Origin of the sequence: Mycetocola sp. (genome assembly GCF_046716805.1) — a bacterium.
Lineage (GTDB): Bacteria > Actinomycetota > Actinomycetes > Actinomycetales > Microbacteriaceae > Mycetocola_A.
The window spans coordinates 17781-40312 of sequence record NZ_JBKJWH010000029.1 but is presented as its reverse complement, the minus strand read 5'-3'; the positions used below and the strand labels follow the sequence as shown (position 1 = coordinate 40312).

The 22532-nt window shown below is 67.3% G+C and carries 20 protein-coding genes; 11 read left to right on the top strand and 9 right to left on the bottom strand.

All coding sequences use genetic code 11. From position 1 onward, the window contains the following. Positions 1 to 149: 149 nt before the first annotated feature. Both ACLQ62_RS02420 and ACLQ62_RS02415 read right to left on the bottom strand, forming a co-directional pair. Positions 150 to 1352, bottom strand: a complete 1203-nt coding sequence (locus tag ACLQ62_RS02420; RefSeq protein ID WP_411720068.1) for an IS30 family transposase — start codon at positions 1350 to 1352, stop codon at positions 150 to 152. Positions 1353 to 1467: 115 nt separating this feature from the next. After that, positions 1468 to 2133: a TetR/AcrR family transcriptional regulator C-terminal domain-containing protein gene (locus ACLQ62_RS02415; protein WP_411720066.1), complete on the bottom strand. Its 666-nt coding sequence runs from the start codon at positions 2131 to 2133 to the stop codon at positions 1468 to 1470. Between the two features lie 94 nt (positions 2134 to 2227). Between ACLQ62_RS02415 and ACLQ62_RS02410 the strand changes: the two genes are divergently transcribed. After that, positions 2228 to 2689 carry a DUF6326 family protein gene (locus ACLQ62_RS02410; RefSeq protein WP_411720065.1) on the top strand — a complete coding sequence of 154 codons (462 nt, stop codon included), beginning with the start codon at positions 2228 to 2230 and terminating at the stop codon, positions 2687 to 2689. A 29-nt stretch (positions 2690 to 2718) separates the two neighbouring features. On the opposite strand, the gene ACLQ62_RS02405 is transcribed toward ACLQ62_RS02410, so the two are convergent. From ACLQ62_RS02405 to ACLQ62_RS02390, 4 genes are read right to left on the bottom strand one after another with little or no spacing between them, the layout of a single operon-like run. Next, on the bottom strand, positions 2719 to 3426 hold the full coding sequence (locus ACLQ62_RS02405) for an ABC transporter ATP-binding protein (RefSeq protein WP_411720064.1): 708 nt from the start codon (positions 3424 to 3426) through the stop codon (positions 2719 to 2721). Continuing rightward, positions 3423 to 5357, bottom strand: coding sequence for an ABC transporter permease subunit (locus tag ACLQ62_RS02400; protein WP_411720063.1), 1935 nt, complete (start codon positions 5355 to 5357; stop codon positions 3423 to 3425). Before ACLQ62_RS02400 ends, ACLQ62_RS02405 begins: the two co-directional genes overlap by 4 nt. Before the next feature lie 3 nt (positions 5358 to 5360). Further along, the gene (locus tag ACLQ62_RS02395; RefSeq protein WP_411720062.1) at positions 5361 to 6230 is read right to left on the bottom strand and encodes a branched-chain amino acid ABC transporter permease; all 870 of its coding nucleotides are present in this window, start codon (positions 6228 to 6230) and stop codon (positions 5361 to 5363) included. A gap of 6 nt (positions 6231 to 6236) precedes the next feature. Then, positions 6237 to 7430 carry an ABC transporter substrate-binding protein gene (locus ACLQ62_RS02390; protein WP_411720061.1) on the bottom strand — a complete coding sequence of 398 codons (1194 nt, stop codon included), beginning with the start codon at positions 7428 to 7430 and terminating at the stop codon, positions 6237 to 6239. A 229-nt stretch (positions 7431 to 7659) separates the two neighbouring features. Here ACLQ62_RS02390 and ACLQ62_RS02385 point away from each other — a divergent pair, with 229 nt between their 5' ends. The 6 genes from ACLQ62_RS02385 (at position 7660) to ACLQ62_RS02360 (ending at position 13721) form a co-directional block, all read left to right on the top strand. Continuing rightward, a complete protein-coding gene (locus ACLQ62_RS02385; protein WP_411720060.1) occupies positions 7660 to 8775 on the top strand; it encodes a LolA family protein in 1116 nt (371 codons plus the stop codon). Between the two features lie 35 nt (positions 8776 to 8810). Continuing rightward, on the top strand, positions 8811 to 9803 hold the full coding sequence (locus ACLQ62_RS02380) for an ATP-binding cassette domain-containing protein (RefSeq protein ID WP_411720059.1): 993 nt from the start codon (positions 8811 to 8813) through the stop codon (positions 9801 to 9803). Further along, the gene (locus ACLQ62_RS02375; protein ID WP_411720058.1) at positions 9790 to 10641 is read left to right on the top strand and encodes an ABC transporter permease; all 852 of its coding nucleotides are present in this window, start codon (positions 9790 to 9792) and stop codon (positions 10639 to 10641) included. Before ACLQ62_RS02380 ends, ACLQ62_RS02375 begins: the two co-directional genes overlap by 14 nt. A gap of 130 nt (positions 10642 to 10771) precedes the next feature. After that, the gene (locus ACLQ62_RS02370) at positions 10772 to 11815 is read left to right on the top strand and encodes a putative F420-0 ABC transporter substrate-binding protein (RefSeq protein ID WP_411720057.1); all 1044 of its coding nucleotides are present in this window, start codon (positions 10772 to 10774) and stop codon (positions 11813 to 11815) included. Then, positions 11815 to 12894, top strand: a complete 1080-nt coding sequence (locus ACLQ62_RS02365; protein WP_411720056.1) for a putative F420-0 ABC transporter permease subunit — start codon at positions 11815 to 11817, stop codon at positions 12892 to 12894. The genes ACLQ62_RS02370 and ACLQ62_RS02365 overlap by 1 nt, the downstream gene beginning before the upstream one ends. Then, entirely contained in the window at positions 12891 to 13721 is an 831-nt protein-coding gene (locus tag ACLQ62_RS02360) for an ABC transporter ATP-binding protein (RefSeq protein ID WP_411720055.1), read from the top strand. The genes ACLQ62_RS02365 and ACLQ62_RS02360 overlap by 4 nt, the downstream gene beginning before the upstream one ends. 7 nt (positions 13722 to 13728) lie before the next feature. Here ACLQ62_RS02360 and ACLQ62_RS02355 read toward each other — a convergent pair whose 3' ends face one another. Together ACLQ62_RS02355 and ACLQ62_RS02350 are read right to left on the bottom strand one after the other, a co-directional pair. After that, positions 13729 to 14484: a coenzyme F420-0:L-glutamate ligase gene (locus tag ACLQ62_RS02355; protein ID WP_411720054.1), complete on the bottom strand. Its 756-nt coding sequence runs from the start codon at positions 14482 to 14484 to the stop codon at positions 13729 to 13731. 2 nt (positions 14485 to 14486) lie between these two features. Continuing rightward, positions 14487 to 15488 (bottom strand): TIGR03557 family F420-dependent LLM class oxidoreductase, encoded by a 1002-nt coding sequence (locus ACLQ62_RS02350; RefSeq protein WP_411720053.1) that lies wholly within the window; start codon positions 15486 to 15488, stop codon positions 14487 to 14489. 54 nt (positions 15489 to 15542) lie between these two features. Between ACLQ62_RS02350 and ACLQ62_RS02345 the strand changes: the two genes are divergently transcribed. From ACLQ62_RS02345 to ACLQ62_RS02330, 4 genes are all read left to right on the top strand, one after another. Continuing rightward, positions 15543 to 16382 carry an exodeoxyribonuclease III gene (locus ACLQ62_RS02345; protein ID WP_411720052.1) on the top strand — a complete coding sequence of 280 codons (840 nt, stop codon included), beginning with the start codon at positions 15543 to 15545 and terminating at the stop codon, positions 16380 to 16382. A gap of 185 nt (positions 16383 to 16567) precedes the next feature. Next, the gene (locus ACLQ62_RS02340; RefSeq protein ID WP_411720051.1) at positions 16568 to 17353 is read left to right on the top strand and encodes a DeoR/GlpR family DNA-binding transcription regulator; all 786 of its coding nucleotides are present in this window, start codon (positions 16568 to 16570) and stop codon (positions 17351 to 17353) included. Continuing rightward, a complete protein-coding gene (locus ACLQ62_RS02335; RefSeq protein WP_411720050.1) occupies positions 17350 to 18348 on the top strand; it encodes a 1-phosphofructokinase family hexose kinase in 999 nt (332 codons plus the stop codon). The genes ACLQ62_RS02340 and ACLQ62_RS02335 overlap by 4 nt, the downstream gene beginning before the upstream one ends. 46 nt (positions 18349 to 18394) lie before the next feature. Beyond that, complete coding sequence (locus ACLQ62_RS02330; RefSeq protein ID WP_411720049.1) at positions 18395 to 20425, top strand: fructose-specific PTS transporter subunit EIIC; 2031 nt, start codon at positions 18395 to 18397, stop codon at positions 20423 to 20425. Between the two features lie 61 nt (positions 20426 to 20486). Here ACLQ62_RS02330 and ACLQ62_RS02325 read toward each other — a convergent pair whose 3' ends face one another. Then, on the bottom strand, positions 20487 to 22502 hold the full coding sequence (locus tag ACLQ62_RS02325; RefSeq protein ID WP_411720048.1) for a hypothetical protein: 2016 nt from the start codon (positions 22500 to 22502) through the stop codon (positions 20487 to 20489). Positions 22503 to 22532 lie beyond the last annotated feature (30 nt).

Here is a 22532-nt window from a genome sequence, read left to right as displayed (position 1 = left end):
CGAGCGCCACCGCCGCCGAACTGATCACTCCGGTACCGCCGAGAAACAGGACACTCTTCGCACTCATAAGCTCTATCCTCTCGCGAGTTGCCGGATTTGCAGGGGTTGCGGGCCGGCTAAGTCAAGTGGTCGACGCAATACTTGGGGTTTTATGCTGCTTCTTGGAACAGCTGGGCGACGCGCTGGGTGGGGGTTTGCATGTCCAGCGTGGGTCGGGGGCGGGCGTTGAGGGCGTTCTGCACTCGCTTCAGCTCGGCGGGGCTGTGGACGGACAGGTCGGAGCCTTTCTCGAACCAGTGCCGCAGCAGCCGGTTGGTGTTCTCGTTCGAGCCGCGCTGCCAGGGTGAGTGCGGGTCGCAGAAGAACACCGGCGCGTTCAGCTCCGCGGTGATTCGCCGGTAATCGGCGAGCTCGCTGCCGCGATCCCAGGTGATGCTGCGGCGCAGATCGACCGGCAGTTCCTTCATCGCCGCGATCATCGACGTCGCAACAGTGTCCGCGGTGTGATCACCGGGCAGGTGCAGCAGCAGAACGAACCGGGTGCTGCGTTCCACCAGCGTTCCGATTGCGGTCCCGCCGGAGCCGATGATCAGATCACCTTCCCAATGCCCGGGAACCGCCCGATCCTCAACCTCAGCCGGGCGTTCACTGATCCGGAACGCGTCCTTATACGGACTCGACGACCTCGTCGAACCCTGCGGAACCCGCGCCTTCCGGCTGGTGGAGAGCTGTTTCGCCAGGTCAGCGCGTAGCGTTCCGCGGGTTTGGACATACAACGCCCGGTAGATCGTCTCGTGGCTGATGTTCATGGTCCTATCATCCGGGAACCACAGTGCCAACGCCGTCGAGATCAGCTTCGGTGACCAACCCTCGTCCATCGCATCCTCAATGAACCATGCCAGCTCCGGATGCTGCATCAGGATCGGGATCTTCGGACGGCGCCTTTCGATCCGCGCCCTGTTATGGGCCCGATTCGCGTAATAGAGCCCGTCCAGGCTGCGATGCCGCGAGATTTCACGTCCCACCGACGAGGGATGCCGGCCGATTTCGCGGGCGATCCGGGCGTTACTCCACCCCGCCCGAAGCCCGACCTGAATCGTCAGACGATCCGCGAAGGTCAAATACCGGCCCCCTTCCACAGCGTCCAGTTCTTCGTCCGTCGCGGCGTCCAGCAGCCCGCCACCGCCCCGCCCTGATGTGAGTTCCATCGCCCCAGACTGGGCCCACCAGGCCGTCGCGGTCCGACGCGACGCGCCCACCCCGGCCGCAGCCTCTCCCAGATTCGCGCCGCCGAACACCAGATCAACGAACGCATCACGCGTCTCCTGCCCGAAACGATTGCCACAATTCAACCTCGACATCAGTACTCCGATCAATCAGAGCATTGCGTCGACCATATGACTCTGCCCGGCAGACCACCACCTCAAACCCAGCAACTCGCGGTTGGGTCAGGCTGCGGCGGATGCGCTAACGCTCGCGTAGCCCGGGGCCCTCGTCGGCGACCCGACGCTCCAAGCCCTCCAGCAGCAGCTCCAACCCGTAGTCGAACTCGTCCGCGAACGCGTAACCGCCACCGCCCAGCAGCTCGGCGCGCGAGCGCGCAATGTGCGGATACAGCTCCGCCGACGCCGCGACCTTGACGGCGAATGCCTCCTCGGCGCCGTCCCCAGGTTCGAACGGCAGGCTCGCCTCGGTCAGCGCGAACCCGTACACGTAGGCGTCGATCGCCGAGAACGCGTGCGTTGCGAGCGCGGCGCTGAAGCCCTCGGTCAGCAGCACGCCGATCAGCCGGTCGTGGTGCCGCAGCAGCGCTGGGCCGGGGTTGGCGCGCACCATCATCCCGAGCGCCCACGGATGAGCGGTGAGCACCGACCGTGCCGACCGTGCCCGGCCGGTCAGCGCCTCCCGCCAGGTATCGCCGACCTTGGGCAACTCGATTCTCTCGAACACCCAGTCGGCGAGGTCGTCGAGCAGTGCCTCCTTGCTTGAAACGTGATGATAGAGCGACATCGCCTCGACGCCGAGTACCTTCGCCACACTGCGCATGCTCACGGCCGCGACACCAGCGCGGTCGGCGACGGCGGCGGCGGCGGCGATGATCCGCTCCCTGCTCAGTGGTGTGCGCGGTGTCATTTTCCCATCCTTGCGCACTTACGCTTGTAAGGCTACGCTGGTGATCGGCCCTTACAACCGTAAGTCTCGCATATCACGAACCGAGAGGTCCACCATGTCCACAACTCGCCCGATCGCCACCGACGTCGGCGCGGCGCCCGACGCCACCGTCCGCCTACCCCGGATCGACGTGCGCCTGAGGATCGCCGCACTGTGGGTCGCCATAATGCTCGTCTTCGCCTACGTCGACCTGTTCTCCCTCTACCGCCCGGACGTGCGCGCCGGACTCGAGCAGGGCACCATCGCGCTGTTCGAGGTCGATCAAATCTTCCTGCTCCTCGTCACCGTCTACGTCGCGGTGCCCGCCGCGATGATCTACCTCAGCCTGGTGCTGCCACACCGGGCCAACAGGCTCGCGAACATCGCGCTTCCTACGCTCTACAGCATCACCATCATCGGCGCCGCGATCGGCGAATGGGGCTACTTCATCTTCGGCAGCGTGCTCGAGGTGGTGTTGCTCGCGCTCATCATCGTGCACTCGGTGCAGTGGCGGAGAGTGCCAGTTCCGGCTCGCTAGTGTCGCGTGTCGCTGTAGCCTTTCACGCGTCAGGCCGCGGCGCCACCCAGGTACGCGCTCCGCACCTCGGGCAGCTCAACCAGTTCACCGGGAGTGCCTTCGAGCACGACACGACCCCGCTGCATGACCACCGCCCGGTCGGCGATCCCGAACGAGGCACGGACGTTCTGCTCGACCAGCAGCACCGCCATCTTCTTCTCGACCTTGAGCCGGGCGAGCACCGCCATGATCTCGCTGACCACCTTGGGTGCGAGGCCGATCGAGGGCTCGTCGAGCATGATGACCGTCGGGGATGCCATCAGGCCCCGTCCGATCGCCACCATCTGCTGCTCTCCGCCGGACAGGGTTCCAGCGTCCTGCGCGAGTCGTGTCTTGAGGCGGGGGAACAGTTCGAGCACGGCGTCGAGGTCACCCTTGCCGCCTCTCGACCAGGCGCCGAGCATGAGGTTGTCCTTCACCGAGAGAGTCGGAAAACACAATCGGTTCTCGGGCACGTGGGTGAGTCCGAAGCCGGCCATCCGTTCCGCGGCACGGCCGGTGATCACCCGGTCATCGATGCGGACCTCCCCGGCGCTCGGCCGGATCAGGCCGCTGACCGCACGCAGCAGCGTCGTCTTGCCTGCACCGTTGGAGCCGACGACGGCGAGGATCTCACCGTTCGCCACGCTCAGCGACACGTCGTGCAGCACGGCCAGCTGGCCGTAGCCCGCGTTCAGGTTCGCCACCGCGAGTGTCATACGAGCTCCTCGAGTTCGGATTCCGCTTCCTGCACGTCGGTGCCGAGGTACGCCACCATGACCGCCGGGTCGTTGCGAACGACCTCCGGTTCGCCGTGGGCGATGAGGACACCGTCGTCGAGCACAGCGACCGAGTCGGCGAGCGACATCACCTGGCCGACGTCGTGCTCGACGAGCACGATGGTCAGCCCGGCGTCCCGCAGCGCTCGGAGGAGATCGGCCAGCATGTCGCGTTCCTGCCCGCTGAGCCCGGCCATCGGTTCGTCGAGGAGCAGCACAGCCGGTTCGGAGGCGAGTGCCCGGCAGACTTCCATCATCCGCTGCCGGCCGAACGGCAGCGACCCGGCGGCGACGTCCGCGGCATCCGACAACCGCATCGAGGCGAGGATGTCGTGGGCGGTGCGCCGGTTCGCGTCCTGTTCCGCCCCCTGCAACCCGAGCATGCCGCGGAGGATGCCGGCGCGGCCGAGCCTGTAACGCCCCATGTAGACGTTGCCGACGACATCCGTCGAGGTGAAGACCTGGAGGTTCTGGAAGGTGCGCGTCAGACCACGGATCGCGGAGACGTGGGGTTTCTTTCCGGCGATCTGCTGCCCGAGGAACGTCACCGTGCCTGAGGTGGGACTGAGCGCGCCGGAGATGATGTTGAAGCAGGTGGTCTTGCCCGCGCCGTTCGGGCCGATCAGGCCGAGGATTTGCCCGGCAGGCACGGTGAGGTTCACGTCGTCGAGGGCGACGACGCCGCCGTAGCGTTTGGTGAGGCCGGTCACCTCGAGGATCGTCTCCCCTCGGGCGAGCGGCGCACTGACCCGGGGGAGGGTGGCGGTCGGCTCGTCCTCGGACGCTGCTGTTCCCTCCGCAGTATCGGTCTCGGCGGTCAGCGACGACGGAGTCCTTCGGCGCCCCAGCCGCCGGCGAAGAGCGCCGTACAGGGTGACGACGACCTGATGCAGTCCCCCGGGGAGGACCAGGATCACGAGGATGAGCACGAGGCCGAAGCCGACGAGCTGCACCTCGCCGGTGGCGCCTGGAATCAGCACCGGGATGAGGTCGCGCAGGCCCTCGCCGAGCAACTCGATGAGCACCGCTCCGGCGAGCGCACCCCAGACAGAGGCGAGTCCGCCGATGACCACCATCAGGAGCAGCTCGACGGAGAGGTGGAACTCCGACACCTGCGGGCTCACGATGCCGACCTGGTATGCGTAGAACACTCCGCCGAGCCCCGCGAACCCGGCCGAGAGCACGAAGACCTTGAGCCGGAGGGCGTAGGTGTTCACGCCCAGGGATTCGGCGGCGAGTTCGGAATCGTTGACGGCGGAGAGCGCACGCCCCGCCCTGCTGTGCGTGAGGTTCACGGCGAGCACGAGTCCGATGAGCACGAACGGGGCGACGAACCAGAAGAAGTAGCCGTTGTTGCTGATCGCGATGCCGAACACTTCGGGGCGCGGGATGCCGTAGATGCCTGTCGTGCGGCCGGTGAAATCCCACTCGCGAACGGCGATCGTCACGATGAACCCGAGCCCGAGCGTGGCGAGGGCGAGATAGTGGCCGCGGAGGCGCATCAGCGGAAGACCGACGAGGAGGGCGACGAGCATCGCCCCGCCGACACCGATGACCGCAGCGACCGGGCCGGGCAGGTTGAATTTGGTCAGGAGGATGGCGTGCGTGTACGCGCCGATCGCGAAGAACGCGGCCTGGCCGAGGCTGACCTGACCGGCGAGTCCCATCAGCAGGCTCAGCCCGATCGCCGGGAGAGCGAAGATCATCGCGAACACCGCGACGTTCATGAGCGACGACGACACGGTGAACGGGATGATCACGATGACGACGATCAGTGCAGCGATGCCCAGGATCGTTCCCCGGTTCCGTGTCCAGAATCCGCCGGTGAGATGCGCGTCGCTGACGAAGTTCGTTTCGGTGGGAAGCGCCATGGGTTACACCCTTACGGGAACGGAGCGAATCAGCAGCCCTGCCGGACGGATGATGAGCACGAGGATCAGGATGAAGAAAGCGACGGCATCACGCAGCCCTGAGGCGATGTACGCGGAGACGTACGCCTCGAGCATGCCGAGGAGCAGGGCGCCGAGAATCGCGGCCCGGAAGGAGGACAACCCACCGAGTACGGCAGCAACGAAGCCCTTCAAACCGAGCAGCAGACCCCCGGACCAGATCGACAGGGCAACAGGCGATGACACGACACCGGCGACGGCGCCAGCGATACCGGCGATGGCGAAGGCGATCACCGCGGCCATCACCGGCGAGATGCCCACGATCCGTGCGGCGACGGGCTGCTCGGCGCAGGCTCGCAACGCCTTACCCCAGCGGGTCTTCTCGTAGAAGAGCAGGATCGCTCCGCCGACGACGACGAGGGCACCGAGCATCCACAGGTCCTGGGAGCGGATGCTCACCCCGCCGAGAGAGAAATTGTCGCCGGGGAACTTGGCGAGGCCTCGAGCTTCAGGTCCCCACACCAGAAGCATGATCGCCTGCAGGAGCGTGGACACCCCGAGGGTCAGGATGATCGACACGAGGGTGGTCAGGTTCTTCACCCGCGCGAGGATGAGTCGGTCGACGGCGACGGAGACCAGGGCGACGCTGAGGATTGCGATGAGGATCGCGACCATCAGCGGCATCCCGGCAGCGGTCATCCAGATGGCGCCGAGGCCGGCAAGCATCGCGTAGTCACCCTGGGCGATGTTGATCACATGGCGAACGGTGTACACCGCGATGAGGCCGACGGCGAGAAGAGCGTACACAGATCCCTGCGACAGCCCGGCGAGCGTGAGCTGCAGGAAATCGGTCATGCGCCGCTACTCCTTGTACAGGTTCCAGCGGCCGTCCTTCGCTTCCGCGAGGATGAGCGCGGAGGCATCGAGGCCGGAGTGGTTGTCCGGCGTCATGGTGAAGATGCCCGAGATACCGACCAGGTCTGAGGTCTTCTCAATCTGGTCCCGAAGCTTCTCAGCATCCGTTCCGACCTCGGTGATGGCGTTGATGGCGACCATCCAGGCGTCATAGGCGTGACCGGCGAAGGACGAGGGCGCTTCGCCGAATTCGTCCTCGTATGCCGTCTTGAACTCTTCGATGACCTCTCGCTGCGGGTCGTCCTCCGGGAGCTGGTCGACGACGAGGAGCCGGCCCATGGGCGCGATCGCGCCGGTCGCGGTGTCACCCGCGGCATCGAAGAAGGCCTGGTTGGCGACTCCGTGCGACTGGTAGACCGGCTTGTCGACACCGAGTTCGACGAAAGCCTTTTGCGCGAGTCCGGCAGAGGGGGTGATTCCCCAGATGATCACGGCGTCGGAGTCCGTGGCGCGGATGTTGGTCATCTGCGGGGTGAAGTCGGTGGCACTGGGTTCGAACGCTTCGGTCGCTCCGAGGGTGATGCCGCGTTCGGCGCCCAGCTCGGTGATGATCTCGGCGATTCCCTCACCGAAACCGGTGGCATCCCGCACGAGGTCGATGGTGGTGTACCCCTTCTCCTCTGCGTCGTCGAGGATCCGCTCGAGCACGACGACGTCGTTCTGGGCGGTCTTGAACACCCAGTCGGAGCCCTCGACGATCGCCGCGTTGGCGGCGATGGAGATCGTCGGGATCTTCGCTGATTCGACGATCGGCCGCATCGCAATGCTCGGGCCGGTGCGGGAGGCGCCGATGATGAGATCGACCTTGTCGCTTTCGATGAGTTGGGTCGTGGCCTTCGCCGCACCATCCTCTGTCGACTGGTTGTCCTCGATGATCAGTTCGACTTCACGGCCGTCGATGCCGCCGTCGGCGTTGAGCTTGTCGGCCAGCATGGTCAGCGTGTTCTGCTCTGGAACGCCGAGGTTGGCTCCGACCCCGGTGATGTCGAGCACGGCTCCGATGATGATCGGGCCGCTCTCCTCTTCGCCACCCGCGGTACCTCCGCCACCGCCGCCCAGGTTGGAGCTGTTACAGCCTGCAAAAGCGACGGCGCTGACCAGTGCAAGGGGTACGAGGAACCGACGGCGAGACTTCTTCATTGGAATCTCCTTGATTGGGCCCCGAAGCGCTAACTGACCATTCGGTCACTAATTTTTCAGGTGGGAAAACGATACTGGGGACGAGGGGTGCGCTGCAAGCACGGCATCGTCTCGTTATCCGCTTGCAACCTCACCGGCGATGCGCTCTGAGTTCGGCGGAATCCTGCTTAATCGCAGTTGAGCGGCGTACACTTCCCGCACAGCAGTGGTCCGACGAAGGATGGGCATCGTGTCGCGAAAATCGTTCAAGTGGCTTCCAGCCGTGGTCGTTCCTGCCCTCATTGCGGTCGGCGTCGTGTCTGTTCCCCTTCAGGCGGGAGCGGCCGTCGACCTGCCGGACAAAACCGCGAACGAAGTTCTGCAGCTCATCGCGGAGAGCACCGAGGATTCGTTCTCGGGAACCGTTGAGAAGAGCGCGAACCTCGGTCTTCCTGAGGGCCTCAGCACGGGCTTGTCCGGCATGTCGGAGTCTGTGCCTGGAGGCATGGATGGCATGGCGGGGCACGGCGCAGCGGGGGCGCTTGCCTCTGGCCTTGAGCTGCTGAGCGGCACGCACGAAGCGCGGGTCTTCGTGTCAGGACCGTTCTCCCTGCGCGTGCAGGTGAAGGATCGCCTCGCCGAACGTAAAGCGGTGAGCAACGGAACGGATGCCTGGTTCTACGACTCCGAGACCAACGTCGCTTCCCACCTGGCCATTCCACCGGAAGCGAAAGCCGAACTGAGTGAGGAACTCGAGGACGCAGCCGACCTCGCCACACCGGCGCAGATCGCGGACCGCCTCCTGGACAAGCTCGGCGGCAGCACGGACTTCGCGGTCGGCACCGATTCGAAAGTCGCCGGTCGCACGGTGTACGAGCTGTTGCTCACGCCCAAGGCTTCTGGAACCCTCGCCGAGTCCGTGTCGATTTCGGTCGACTCGGAGACAGGGCTGCCGCTCCAGGTGTCGGTCGCTGCATCCGGGCAGGAGGATCCAGCCGTCCAAATCGGATTCACCGCCATCGACTTCAGCGAGCCGGCAGCCGACCTCTTCGAATTCGCCCCGGGCGACGGCGTCACCGTCCAGGAGATACCGCTTCCGACCGGACCCCCGCCAGGCATGTCTCACCCCGACCTCGGAATCGGCGAGCCGGTTGTGACCGGAGCCGGATGGGACGCGATCGTGGAAGTTCCGGCGGCACCCGCAGTTGCCGAGCTTTTCGAGAACCCGCTCTTCGCCGAAATGACCACCGACGTCGACGGCGGCCGGGTGTTCTCCACCGCACTGGTCACCGTTTTCTTCACCGACGACGGTCGCGTGCTGGCCGGTTCGGTTCCGCTCGACCGCCTTCAGGCTGCAGCCGGCTGACGCGACGTGACGGCACGCCGCGAGAAGACCGCCCAGTGACGTCGGGGCCTGACGACGGCAGCCTCGCGATCGAGAGCCGGGCGCTGACGAAGGTGTTCGGTTCGCAGAGAGCCGTGGATTCGATCGACCTTGCCGTTCCGCGTGGATCGGTGTTCGGATTCCTCGGACCGAACGGATCGGGCAAGACCACCAGTATCCGGATGATGCTGGGGCTTGTGCAGGCGACGAGCGGCGACGTGCGCGTGCTGGGCGAACAGATGCCGAACCGGCTCCGGGAGGTCCTCCCCCGGGTCGGCGCGCTGGTCGAGGGACCGGCGTTCTATCCGTTCCTTTCCGGGGAGGCGAATCTCCGCCGCTTCGACAGCGCCGACCGCCACGCATCATCCGCGACACGGCGCGCCCGGGTGGCATCCGCCCTGGATCGCGTCGGGCTGACCGCTGCCGCCGCGAAGAAGGCGGGGGCGTACTCCCTGGGCATGAAGCAGAGACTCGGGATCGCGAATGCGCTGCTCCAGCCGCGGGAGCTGCTCGTGCTCGACGAGCCGACGAACGGGCTCGACCCGCAGGGAACACGGGAGGTACGCAGCCTGGTGCGGTCGTTCGCCGCCGAAGGCACCACCGTTTTCGTCTCCAGCCACCTCCTGGCCGAGGTCGAACAGATCTGCACGCATGCCGCGATCATGAGTGCCGGGGCGCTCGTCGCGCAGGGGCCGCTCGCCCAGCTCCGCGGCGCTGGGCAAAGCTCCGTCCGCATCACTACCCCGGACCCGGGCGCCGCAGCATCCGTTCTCGCCCGGTTCGGCCTCACCCCGACGTCGCTCGAGACGGTACGGGCCACAGCAGAGGTCTCGGCTCTACTTCCCGTCCCGGATGAGCCCGGGAGCACCAACGGGCGGGTCGACATCGACGCCATCCTCCCGGCGCTCGTGCGCGCCGGAGTGCGCGTGCGTGGCTTCGCCGTCGAGGAACCGAGTTTGGAAGACCGGTTCGTCGCACTCACCGGGGAGGGTTTCGATGTCGTCCGCTGAGGCCGAGACACGGCGGCCGTCGTCTGGGTTGGACCTGCTCGGTTCCGAGCTGACCGTGCTGTTTCGCCGCTGGCGGACCTGGGCGATGCTCGCGGCCGTTGCCCTCATCCCCATCCTGCTCGCCGTTGCGTTGCGGTTGTCCTCCGAAACGGTCGGACCCGGGGAGGGGCCGCCGTTCCTCGATCGGGTCACCCAGAACGGACTGTTCGTCGGGTTCACCGCCACGGTTGTGGCGATCCCGCTGTTCCTGCCGCTGACGATCGGCGTCGTCGCCGGAGACACGATTGCCGGTGAGGCCTCGCTGGGGACTCTCCGGTACCTTCTCGTCTCGCCGGCCGGTCGCATCCGCCTGCTGCTCGTCAAGTACGCCGGCGCCGCCGCATTCTGCCTCGTGGCGACCCTGACTCTGATCGTTGCCGGGGCGATCATCGGCGCACTGCTGTTCCCGATCGGGCCCGTGACGCTGCTGTCGGGCGACGTGATCAGCGTGCCCGAGTCGGCATGGCGATCCGTGCTCGTGGCGTGTTACGTGAGCGTCTCACTGCTCGGGCTGTGCGCGATCGGCCTGTTCATCTCCACACTCACCTCCGTGCCGGTCGGGGCGATGGCGGCAACGGTGGTCGTGTCGGTGATCTCCCAGATCCTCGGGGTGCTGCCGCAGCTGTCATGGCTGCATCCGTGGCTGTTCACCCACCACTGGCTGGGATTCGCCGGGCTGCTCAGCCAGCCGATGGATGTGAGCGCGTTCGGCGACAACGCCCTGCTGCAGGGCTGCTACATCCTCGTCTTCGGTGCGCTCGCCTACAGCCGTTTTGCGACGAAGGACATCCTGTCCTGACGGCGTCGGCACACTTTGCTGACGAGGTTACCTCCCCGAAACAGGACAGGCGTATTGTGAACAAAGACCACCGGTTGGCTTTGACCGGTTGAGCCGGCCCGGATTTGGGCGGCGGGTCGCACCGCACATCGTGCTGCACCCTGCCCGCTTCTACGACCTCCGAGGTCTCATGGCATCCGCCTTCCGTATTTCTGCAAGCTCTCGCCGAGCGGCTCCCGCGCTCGGCCTCACCGCCCTCCTGTCGCTCACCGGTTGCTCCGGATCGGCGGATCCCGCCGCTGCGCCGTCCCCATCGGCGGCACCCGCGGCATCCGCGTATCCGCTGACTCTGGAGAACTGCGGCACAGAGGTCACCCTCGAGGAACCGCCCGAGCGGGTGCTGACGATCAAATCGACGTCCACCGAGATGCTGCTTGCGCTCGGCCTCGAGGACCGGTTGATCGGCCAGGCATTCCCAGACGGCCCCATCCCGAAGGAGCTCGGCGGCGCGGATGTGCCCGTGATCAGCGACAAGGTGCCAGGCCAGGAGGCGGTGCTCACTCTCGAACCCGACTTCATCTTCGCGGGCTGGGAGTCGAACTTCTCCGCCGACGGCGCCGGTGACCGCGCCACCCTTTCCGGCCTCGGCGTGGACACCTACGTCTCCCCTGCGGCGTGCAAGGAGATCGGGAAGCCGGACAAACTCCGGTTCGACGACGTCTTCGACCAGATCGCCGAGATCGGAGCCATCTTCGACGTCACGGATGCGGCATCCGAACTCATCGAAGAGCAGCGCACCGCTCTGGAGAACCTCACCCCCGTCTCCGACATCAGCGCCCTGTGGTACTCCAGCGGGTCGGACATCCCCTACGTCGGCGCCGGCAGCGGCGCACCGCAGATGATCATGGATGCCATCGGCGTCTCGAACATCGCCGCCGAGGTCGACGACTCGTGGACTCCGTTCGCCTGGGAATCGGTCGTCGATGCCAACCCTGACGTGATCATCCTCGTGGTCTCCGACTGGGGCACTGCCGAGAAGAAGATCGGCATGCTGCAGTCGAACCCGGCGACCGCGAAGCTGGACGCCGTCGTGAACGAACGTTTCGTCACGGTGCCGTTCGCTGCAACCGAGGCAGGGGTCCGCAACGTCGAAGCCGCCGCCACGATCGCCGAACAACTGGAGTCGCTGGGATAGTGTCAGCAACGATCGCGACGAGCGCCCGCCCGGCAGAGCCCGCCGGTCGGGTGCGCCGACGCGTTACGACGAGCGCCTGGGTCGTCATCCTCTCCGCAATCCTGCTGCTCTCGATCGTCTTCTCCGTGACTCTCGGACCCGCCGACATCCGGCCGGCCGAAGTGTGGGGGTCGATCCTCGGCCACCTCGGCCTCGACCCGACGTCTGTCGGCGGCGAAGTCCTGTCCCCGCTCCGCGACGGAATCGTCTGGGAACTCCGGATGCCGCGGATCCTCACCGCCGCGGCGGTGGGCGCCGGCCTCGCCCTCTCCGGCACGGTGATGCAGGCGATCACCCGCAACCCGCTCGCCGACCCGTATCTCCTCGGCTTGTCGTCCGGGGCATCCCTCGGCGCTGTCGCTGTGATCCTGCTCGGCTTCGGCCTGCTGCTTCCGGTCGCTGCCTTCGCCGGCGCTCTCGCCGCGCTGCTCGCCACGCTCCTCCTGGCGGGGGCGGCAGGAACGCTGACGCCCACTCGAACCGTCCTCGCCGGCCTCGCCGTGTCGTCGTTCTTCGGGGCAGTCACCAGCCTCGTGATCTTCTGGTCGGCGACCGGCGACACCTACCGCGAGATCCTCAGCTGGCTGCTCGGTTCGCTCAGCGGTGCGGGCTGGCCCGCCGTGGCGATCGGTATCGGCGCGCTCGTGATCGTCGGAGTACCGCTCATGATGACCGGGCGCACTCTCGACGCTTTCGCGTTCGGCGACAATGCGGCGTCCGCCCTCGGCATCGGCGTGAACTCCACCCGCTGGCTGCTGCTCACCGCGACGGCTCTGCTCACCGGGGCGATGGTCGCGGTGTCCGGCTCGATCGGTTTCGTGGGGTTGATCCTGCCGCACGCGGTCCGCCTCATGGCCGGTCAGCGGAACCGGGTGGTGCTGCCGCTCTCGGCGCTGGCCGGAGCCATCTTCCTGATCTGGATCGACACCGGCGCGAGGACCCTGTTCGACCCCCGGGAGCTGCCTGTCGGCATCCTCACCGCCGTCGTCGGCGCACCCGTCTTTGCTCTGCTGCTGCTGAGGGCGAGGAGGATCCGATGACGAGAACCGATCCTGCGCACGGCCTCGGTGATGCGCTCTCCACAGCCCGGCCGCCCGCCCTCACGGCCAGCCGGCTGACGTTCTCCCGCGACGGGCGGCTCGTGATCGACGGAGTCGACGTGGACCTGCCGGTGGGCTCGTTCGGCGCGGTGATCGGCCCGAACGGCGCAGGCAAGTCGACGCTGCTCCAGCTGCTCGTCGGCACCCTGCCCATCGACGCAGGCGCTGTGCTCTTCGACGGTGCCGACCTCCTGGCGCTTCGCCGGCGCGACCGGGCCCGGATCGTGGCGCTCAGCGAGCAGCACGGCGACGGCGACACCGGCTTGCGCGTCGTCGACGTCGTTCTGCTCGGCCGCACCCCGCACATCGGCCGGTGGGCGAGCGAGGGCCCGGCCGACCGCCAGGTCGTCGCCGACGCGCTCTCCGCTGTCGGGATGTCCGCCTTCACCGACCGCCCATTCGACACGCTTTCCGGCGGTGAACGGCAGCGGGTGCACCTCGCCAGGGCGCTCGCCCAGCAGCCACGGTTGCTTCTCCTCGACGAACCGACCAACCACCTCGACGTGCGCGCCCAGTTGAGCCTGCTGTCGCTCGTCCGGGCGCAGACCGCCGCCGGTATCACCGCGGTCGCCGCCCTGCACGATCTGAACATCGCCGCCGCCTACGCCGACACCGTGATCGTGCTGAGCGAAGGGAGGGTCGTCGCGGCCGGGCCGACGGCATCCGTTCTCACCGGCGAGCTGATCAGTGAGGTCTACGGTGTGCGCGCCGACGTGCTCGAGCACCCGCGCACGGGACGGCCGCTGATCGCGATCGACACCACCTGAGCACCCGTCAGTCGGAGGCTGCGCGACCGGCCTCAAAGCCTGCGGCGTACGCCTCATCCGAGCCCAGCCGGAACATGTCCTTCTCGGCCACGCGCACGAGCGCTCGCGCTCCTGGGCCGTCCTCCTCGGTGAGGAGATGCGCGAGCCCGCGAACGACGGCGACCGGCCGCCCCGAGGATTTACCCTTGACCAGGTCGGCTGCCCCGGCAAGCTCATCGGCAACGGCAGCGACGGTGACGGTGAGCGGGCGCCCGGACGCATCCGTTTGCCCGCGCAGGTCGTCGACGACACGGATGCCGGCGGCCCCGATCGCGATGTCGGTCTGGCCCTCACGCCACGGCCGGCCGACGGTGTCGGTGATGACGACTCCGACCGAGATCCCGAGTCGGGAGCGCAACCCGGCCCGCAGCGCACGCGCGGAGGCGTCAGGGTCGACGGGCAGGAGGAGCACGGTGCCGTCCGGGGTGTTGCTCGAGTCCACCCCGGCGGCCGCCATCACGAGGCCGAGCCTGTTCTCGACGATCCTGGTCACACCGTTCGGATGCTCCCGGCGAGCCACCACACGCACGGTCTCGTCGGTGATGGCCTGCTCCCGGTCGGCGGCGAGGACGCGCCTGCCCTCCGCCTTCGACACGATCTTGGACGTGACGAGCAGGATGTCGCCGTCCTTGAGGTCGCTGCCGACGGCATCCGCCACGATTCGGGTCAGGTCGTCGCCCGCCTCGATCTCACCGATGCCATCCGGTGCCCACATGCTCAGCATTCTCAGCGCACCAGTTTCGGCAGGACGTCGCGGCCGAAGGTTTCGATCCACTCGCGTTGGTTTCGCCCGACGTTGTGGAGATAGATCCGGTCGAAGCCGAGGTCCGCGAACCGCTGGATGTGGGCCCGGTGCACGTCCGGGTCGGATGAGACGACCATGCGGCCGTCGAAGTCCTCCGCACGCACCATCTTCGCCATCTGCTCGAACTCGAACGGCGAACGGATGTCGGCCTTCGGGAACCTCATCGCACCGTTAGGCCATTCGGTCAGTGCGTTCTGCAGAGCTTCCTCGTCGGTCGGCGCCCACGACAGGTGCAGCTGGAGCACCTTCGGCATGGAGGACGCATCCCGGCCGGACTCGCGCGCCCCCTCGGCGAACCGCCCGAACAGCATGGCGATTTTCTCGAGCGGCGCACCGACGGTGATCAGTCCGTCGACGTGTTTCCCGGCCCGCTTGGCGGTCACCGGTCCCGCGGTCGCGACGAGGATTTCCGGGGCGGCCTCGGGCATGGTCCACAACCGGGTGGACTCGAGCTTGAAGTGCGGGCCGCTGTGCTTGACGTCTCGGCCGGCGAGCGACGCAGCGAAAAGTTTCTTGATGATGTCCGCAGCTTCGAACATCCGGGAGATGCGCTCTGCAGGTTCGGGCCAGTACTGGCCGACGACGTGCTCGTTGATGGCCTCGCCTGAACCGATGCCGAGCCAGTGCCTGCCCGGGTACATCGACGCGACGGTCGCCGATGCCTGCGCGACGATCGCTGGGTGCAACCGAAAGGTCGGTGCAGTGACCCCGGTCCCGAAATCGCCCGTCGTCCGTTCGCCGAGGGCGCCGAGCACACTCCAGACGAACGATGACTGCCCCTGCTGGGGAACCCACGGCTGGAAATGATCGGTCGCCATCACGCCGGTGAATCCGTGCTGCTCGGCAAGGGCGCTGAGCGCGACCGCTTCCTGCGGCGCGAACTGCTCCAGCATGGCTGCGTAGCCGACGGAAAGAGAACCCATGACCCCATCTTGGCGCAGACTCCGTGCTCGTCCACGTCGGATAGCGTGGAGTTTATGCGCATTGCCACCTGGAACGTCAACTCGATCCGAGCCCGTGTCGGCCGCACCGTCGACTGGATGGTGCGCGAAGACATCGACGTGCTCGCCATGCAGGAGATCAAATGCAGGCCAGACCAGTTCCCCAGCGAGCTGTTCGAGGAGGCCGGCTACGAACTGGCCGTCCACGGGCTCAACCAGTGGAACGGCGTCGCCTTCGCCAGCCGCCTCCCGATGACGGATGTCGTCACCGCGTTTACCGACATGCCCGGTTTCCTCAAGGGCGAAGAGGGCCCCGGCCTGCCGCTCGAGGCGCGGGCGATGGGCGCGACGGTCAACGGCGTCCGGTTGTGGAGCCTCTATGTTCCCAACGGCCGGTCCCTCGATGACCCGCACTACATCTACAAGCTCGACTGGCTCCGCCGATTGAAAACGGATGCCGCCGCCTGGCTGGCCGCGAACCCCGGCGTTCCGTTCGCACTGATGGGCGATTTCAACATCGCCCCGTTCGACGCGGACATGGGCGACCCCAGCGTCGTTCCCGGCCTCTCCACGCACATTTCCCAGCCGGAGCGTGACGCCCTCGCGGCGTTCGGCGAGATCGGGCTGACCGATGTCGTCCGGCCGATCCGGCCGGAGGGCTTCACCTACTGGGAATACAAGCAGCTCCGCTTTCCCCGCAACGAGGGAATGCGGATCGACTTCATCCTCGGCTCCCCCGACTTCGCGAATCTGGTGACGGATGCCTCGATCCACCGCAACGAGCGCAAGGGCGAAGCACCGAGCGACCATGTTCCCGTCGTCGTCGACCTCGATCTGCCGACCGAAGACGACGACGACCGGCCCATGATCTTTTAGCGCGCCTGCCCGATGTCGGGCGGAATCGTGGCAACTCCCTGCGTCCGGCATTGATCGGCTGCAGGGAGTTCTTTATTTTTCTGTGTTTCCTCTTGATTTCCCACACGTTCAGGCATAAAGTCACTGAAACCAAGATCCACGCCTCCGCGTGGGTGCCAGCTTTTGTCCGAGGGGTCAACGTCGACATGTATGCCATCGAACGCCACGAGCGAATCGCAGAACTCCTGCAGGCCATCGGCCGCGTCACCGTCGCCGACCTCGCCGATTCGCTCTCCGTCACCGCGGAAACCGTGCGCCGCGACCTCGACGTGCTCGAGCGGCAGGGCGCTCTTCGCCGGGTGCACGGCGGCGCCGTCACCTCGGGCAAGACCAGCCTCGTCGAGTCGACGGTCGCCGACCGCGCGGTCCGGGCGCGTGACGCGAAGGTCGCGATCGCCCGAGCCGCGTTCGCCCTGCTCGGCGATGGATTCCGCGGATCGATTCTCCTCGACGCGGGCACGACCACCGGCGCGCTGGCCGAACTCCTCGCTGACTGGCGCGGAGACGGTTCGTCGAGCATCACGGTGATCACGAACTCCGTTCCGATCGCGGCACTGCTCCACCACAACCCCGGGCTGGATCTGCACCTCCTCGGGGGCAGCGTCCGCGGGGTCACGAGCGCCGCGGTCGGAGGCAGCACGATCGAGCAGCTCGCGCACCTCCGCCCCGACATCGCCTTCCTCGGCGCGAATGGCATCTCCGCCGACTTCGGCCTCAGCACACCCGAGGAGCGCGAGGCCTCGGTCAAGTCAGCAATGGTGCGAGCGGCCCGCCGCACGGTCGCCCTCGTCGACTCGTCGAAGCTCGGTGACGAAGCGCTCTACCGGTTCGCCGAACTCCGCGACCTCGACACCCTCATCTCCGATGCCGATCCGATCGGCGATCTCTCCGCGGCGCTCGACGCCAATGAAGTGGAGGTGATCGTCGCGTGATCATCACCGTCACCCTCAATCCCTCGTTCGACCGCACGATCGATCTCGACGCGCCGCTCGAACGCGGCCAGGTCCAACGAGCCGCCCGCGCTGTGCAGGAGCCCGGCGGCAAAGGGGTCAACGTCTCCCGCGCCCTGCACACGGCCGGTGTCAACACGATCGCCATCCTCCCAGGCGGCTCAACCGACCCCATGGTGCTCGCTCTCCTCGCTGACGGCATCGACGCCCGGACGGTCCCCGTGACCGCAGCCATCCGCTCGAACACGACGATCACCGAACCGGGCGGAACGACAACCAAGCTCAACGAGCCGGGCGCCCCTCTTTCGGCAGAGACGGCAACGGCGCTGCTCGACCTCATCGTCTCGCAGTCGACGGATGCCACGTGGCTCGTTCTCGCCGGGTCGATGCCCCCCGGCCTTCCCCCGGACTTCTATGCGCGCATCGTGTCCGAGGTGCGCAGCACGGCCGCCCGCGACGGGTACGCCGCTCCGCGCATCGCCGTCGACAGTTCGGGCGAGCCGCTCGCCGCTCTCCTGAATTCGGGTGAGGCCGTGGACCTGATCAAGCCGAACGCTGAGGAGCTCTTCGAGCTCGCGACCTCGCTCGGTATCTCCGTTCCCGAGACCGACCCTGAGTCGTTGGGTTCCGACGACGACAGCGTTGTGGAGATCGCAGATCAGATCCTGCAGCGCGGACTCGGTGCTGCGCTCATCACGCTCGGTTCCCGCGGCGCAGTGCTTGCCAGCGCCACCGATGTCCTGCGCGCAGCTGCACCGCGCATCGTCGCCCGCAGCACCGTCGGCGCCGGCGACTGCTCGCTCGCGGGGTACCTGCTCGCGTCCGAGCGCGGCGACGACGCTGCCGGGCGACTCGCCCAGGCCGTCGCACATGGAGCGGCTGCCGCGTCGCTTCCCGGTTCGCAGGTACCCACCCTCGAACAGACCCGTCCAGGCGGCATCGCCGTCACCCGCCACCCCCGCGCTCTCGCCGAGTAGCGGCCTCATTTCCCTCAACCCCAGGACAACGAAGGAGTTTCGTCCCATGTCATCACTGATCACCCCCGAGCTGGTCGTTCTCGACCAGAACCTCGGCACCGACCGCGCCGCGGTCATCCGCGCCCTCGCCACACTCGTCGTCGAGGCCGGTCGCGCCACCGACGTCGACGCCCTCTTCGCCGACGCGTGGGACCGCGAATCGAAGACCGACACCGGCATCCCCGGCGGCCTTGCCATCCCGCACTGCCGCTCCGCCGCCGTTACCGTGCCGACGCTGGTCATGGCGCGCCCGAACCCGGGTGTCGACTTCGGGGAGGATGACCCCGCCGATCTCATCTTTTTCATCGCCGCCCCGGCTGGCGCAGACCAGGCCCACCTGGCGCTGTTGTCCACCCTCGCCCGCTCGCTGATCCGTGAAGACTTCACCGATGCGCTGCGAAGCGCCCCGACCCCACAGGCGGTCGTCGACCTCGTCGACGGCGCGCTCGCCCCCGCCGAACCGGAGGCGGCGCCTGCCACGTCCGCGGCATCCGTTGCGGTGCCTGCCGCCGAAGCCAGGCCGGTCCTCGTTGCGGTCACCGCCTGCCCGACCGGCATCGCACACACCTACATGGCTGCAGACTCCCTCGCCGCCGCCGCCGAACGCGCCGGAGCCGAGCTGCACGTCGAGACGCAGGGCTCATCGAGTGTCACGCCGCTCGCCCCAGCCGTCATCGCGCGTGCTGCCGCCGTGATCTTCGCTGTCGACGTCGACGTGCGTGACAAGGGCCGCTTCGCCGGCATGCCGCTCGTCCAGGCGCCCGTAAAGCGCGGAATCGACGAACCCGACAAGATGATCGCCGAGGCCCTCGCGGCATCCACCGATCCGAACGCACGTCGGGTCTCCGGTAGCGGAGCCGACGCCGCAGCGGCCGACGGTGACGCCAGGACCGAGCACATCGGCCAGAAACTCAAGCGCTACCTGCTCACCGGTGTCAGCTACATGATCCCGTTCGTCGCCGGCGGTGGCCTTCTGATCGCTCTTGGCTTCCTGCTCGCCGGCTACCGGATCACCGAAAACGCCGGCGACATCGTGCTCAGCAACAGCCTGCTGAATCTGCCGGATGGCGGCCTCGGACAGTATCTCGGCGCCGTGGCCTACATCATCGGTGCCGCGTCGATGGGCTTCCTCGTTCCCGCCCTCGCCGGCTACATCGCCTACGCGATCGCTGACCGGCCCGGAATCGCTGTCGGCTTCACCGCCGGCGCCGTGGCCCTCGTCATGAACGCGGGCTTCCTCGGCGGGCTCGTCGGCGGTCTCCTCGCCGGTTTCATCGCCTGGGCGATCGGGCGGATTGCCGTCCCGCGTTGGCTTCGCGGTCTCATGCCCGTCGTCATCATCCCGCTCGTCGGATCAATTTTCGCGTCAGGGCTCATGATCGTGCTGCTCGGCGGACCGATCGCCGCGCTCATGAGCGGACTGACCACCTGGCTTTCCTCACTCACCGGCGCCTCCGCCGTTCTGCTCGGTCTCATTCTCGGCACAATGATGGCAATCGATCTCGGTGGTCCCGTGAACAAGGTCGCCTACGCGTTCGCCGTTGCCGGGCTGAGCGCCGGATCCTTCGACAACCAGGCGCCGTGGGCCATCATGGCCGCGGTCATGGCCGCCGGAATGGTCCCGCCCCTCGCCCTCGCCCTCGCCACCCTCGTCGACCGCAAGCTGTTCAGCGCCGCTGAGCGTGAGAACGGCAAGGCCGCCTGGCTGCTCGGCGCGGCGTTCATCTCCGAGGGAGCGATCCCGTTCGCCGCGGCAGACCCGCTTCGAGTCATCCCCGCCGGCCTCGTCGGAAGCGCGATCACCGGTGCGATCGTCATGGGCACCGGCGTCACCTCGCAGGCCCCGCACGGCGGCATCTTCGTGTTCTTCGCTATCGGCAACATCCTGATGTTCATCGTCGCGATCCTCGTCGGAATGATCGTCTCCGCCGCCCTCGTCGTGCTGCTCAAGCGGTTCGTCCGGCGTCGCCCGACCGCTGACGAGACGTCGACGACGGATGCCACGACCGTCGGTGCAGGCGTACCCGCGACCGCCTGACTCGCGTCTCGACGGCAATGACAATGGCCTGACCCGTGGGGTCAGGCCATTGTCGTGGGGGTCAGTTCGCCGTCACGATGGCGAACCCTCCTGGCTGGATCGTGATGTGCGCGGGTCCGCTGATCGTGTAGGACGCGACAAGCCTTCCGCCGGAGTCGTAGCTCCGCAGGGTGCCCGCCCCGCCACCCTCGTTCATGGCGATCCGCTGCGGGATCGCACTCGACGAGTGCGCGAGTTCGGTACTGCCGACCGGGCCCGAGAACACCAGTCGGCCGATCACCGGCCGCACGATCAGCGCGTCAAGAGCCACAGTGCCTTTCAGCGTTGTCACCGAGACGGTGGACTGCGACGCCGGGAGGCTGGTCCGCAGGGACTGCGGCAGTAGCGCCCCGGGAACAGCGGTCACACCCTGGTCGCCGACGCCGTGCTTGAGCACACCGAGCGGAATGACGCCGCCGCGCCACAAGGACTTGGCCTTCCCGTTCTCAGCGGAGAAGACAACCGGCTCGATCAGCCGGGCCGTCGATGATGCGGGCAAGCGGAAGGTGGCGGTTTCGCGGCGGCTCAGCTCGAGGTAGCCGGTACCCGAGTACTGCGATTCGCCCGTCCACGTTGATGTCGGCGCAATGACGGAACCCGTCGTCGCGCTCGTCGTTTCGGCCTCGACGACGGTGAGTCCTGAGCGGGATTCCACGGTGGTGAGACCGGCAGCCCGCTCGGCGACATCCGGATGGGCGTCGAGGGCGAGCATCGACAACAGTCCGTGGATCGTGCTCTCGGCGCCACTGTTCCGGTTGATCACTCCCTCCCGATTGACTCCGTCGTAGGTCACGCCGGTTTCAGGGTTGTAGATCGCCTCACCGGAGGCGTTCGTACCGAAGTACCAGCTCCCGAACAGGGACGCCAGCTCTTTCAGCCCGGGCCGTTCGGCCACATCCGCCACGGCGAGGAGCGACTGCAACCGGGAGTCGACGCCGTAGGCGATCTGCGTCCGGTCGATCGGCGTGGGCAGCCAGGCGTTGTCCGGCCCGCCAGCGGTCAGCAGGATCGGGTCGAAGATCGCGGAGTCGGCGATAGCCGGAGCCAACAGCTCTGGTCGGTCGAGGGTCACAGATGCGCGGGCCAGGGCAGCAGGCATCTGCGTGCCCCAGGCATGCCAGATCGAGCGGGACTCTGCCCACGGCAGGATCGCACCGTACGGCCAGTCCTGAGCGTCGCCCGCGCCCATCTGCGCAATGCCCTCGGCCAGTCTGGCCAGGGCGTCGCGGGCAGCGGCATCGTCAGGGGCCGCTTCGGAATAGGCAGCAAGCCCGAGCACGGCCTCGGCGCTGGCGTCCGCGCCGTTGGCGATCAGCCAGGCGGGCAGTTCCACGCCATCGACGACGAGATCCTCGCCGTAGGCATCGAGGACCTGGCGGTCGACGGCGGCCACGCTGAGTTGCAGCCGGTCCTGAAGGAAGCCGGCGAAGTCGGCATCGACGTCGCGGAACGCCGCGTAGCCCTCGCCGAGGGCCCAGAGAGTGCGGGCCAGCCAGTAACTCTCGGCCGAGTCGGACGGATCGGGCAGTTCCACAGGGTCAGCGCTGGGGTTGAGGGTGCCGTCGTCCTGCATCCACAGGACGACGTTGCCGGCGTTGGGCCCCGCCGCCGTCTGAAAGTAGGCGACAGACCGGAGCAGTTCGTATGCCTTCTGCTTCGACGAGTCGTCCCCGAACTGCTGCCAGTGGCGGATGTAAACGACCGCAGCGCGGGTCACATCGTCGGCGTTGTACGCCCCCTGGCCCCAGTAGCCGGTTGCCGGATCGAATTTCCCACCGCCGACCCGTTCGAAGGTGCCGCCGTCGCGGGCATCCGCGTACGTCCACGGCATGATGAGGTCGGGCTCTTCGGCCAGCCGATACGTCGTGTGCTCGACGGTCGCTGCCGGGGCGACGTCGTCCAGGAGGTACTCGAGGTGCGCGAGATTGGTGAGCGGCACAGGAGCAGCGGCAGCCGGGGCTGCAGCGGCGAGCGCCCCGGTCGCAAGGAGGGCGGCGGTGAAGATCGCCAGAAGACGGTGACGGGTTCCTCGAAACATGTGCCGCTCCTCTCAAGCGCCGGTGCTGTG

Coding starts and splice junctions, on each gene's coding strand:
- ACLQ62_RS02415 (WP_411720066.1), bottom strand. CDS start 2,133: ATGACACCGCGCACACCACTGAGCAGGGAGCGGATCATCGCCGCCGCC.
- ACLQ62_RS02410 (WP_411720065.1), top strand. CDS start 2,228: ATGTCCACAACTCGCCCGATCGCCACCGACGTCGGCGCGGCGCCCGAC.
- ACLQ62_RS02405 (WP_411720064.1), bottom strand. CDS start 3,426: ATGACACTCGCGGTGGCGAACCTGAACGCGGGCTACGGCCAGCTGGCC.
- ACLQ62_RS02400 (WP_411720063.1), bottom strand. CDS start 5,357: ATGGCGCTTCCCACCGAAACGAACTTCGTCAGCGACGCGCATCTCACC.
- ACLQ62_RS02395 (WP_411720062.1), bottom strand. CDS start 6,230: ATGACCGATTTCCTGCAGCTCACGCTCGCCGGGCTGTCGCAGGGATCT.
- ACLQ62_RS02390 (WP_411720061.1), bottom strand. CDS start 7,430: ATGAAGAAGTCTCGCCGTCGGTTCCTCGTACCCCTTGCACTGGTCAGC.
- ACLQ62_RS02375 (WP_411720058.1), top strand. CDS start 9,790: ATGTCGTCCGCTGAGGCCGAGACACGGCGGCCGTCGTCTGGGTTGGAC.
- ACLQ62_RS02360 (WP_411720055.1), top strand. CDS start 12,891: ATGACGAGAACCGATCCTGCGCACGGCCTCGGTGATGCGCTCTCCACA.
- ACLQ62_RS02355 (WP_411720054.1), bottom strand. CDS start 14,484: ATGCTGAGCATGTGGGCACCGGATGGCATCGGTGAGATCGAGGCGGGC.
- ACLQ62_RS02350 (WP_411720053.1), bottom strand. CDS start 15,488: ATGGGTTCTCTTTCCGTCGGCTACGCAGCCATGCTGGAGCAGTTCGCG.
- ACLQ62_RS02345 (WP_411720052.1), top strand. CDS start 15,543: ATGCGCATTGCCACCTGGAACGTCAACTCGATCCGAGCCCGTGTCGGC.
- ACLQ62_RS02340 (WP_411720051.1), top strand. CDS start 16,568: ATGTATGCCATCGAACGCCACGAGCGAATCGCAGAACTCCTGCAGGCC.
- ACLQ62_RS02330 (WP_411720049.1), top strand. CDS start 18,395: ATGTCATCACTGATCACCCCCGAGCTGGTCGTTCTCGACCAGAACCTC.
- ACLQ62_RS02325 (WP_411720048.1), bottom strand. CDS start 22,502: ATGTTTCGAGGAACCCGTCACCGTCTTCTGGCGATCTTCACCGCCGCC.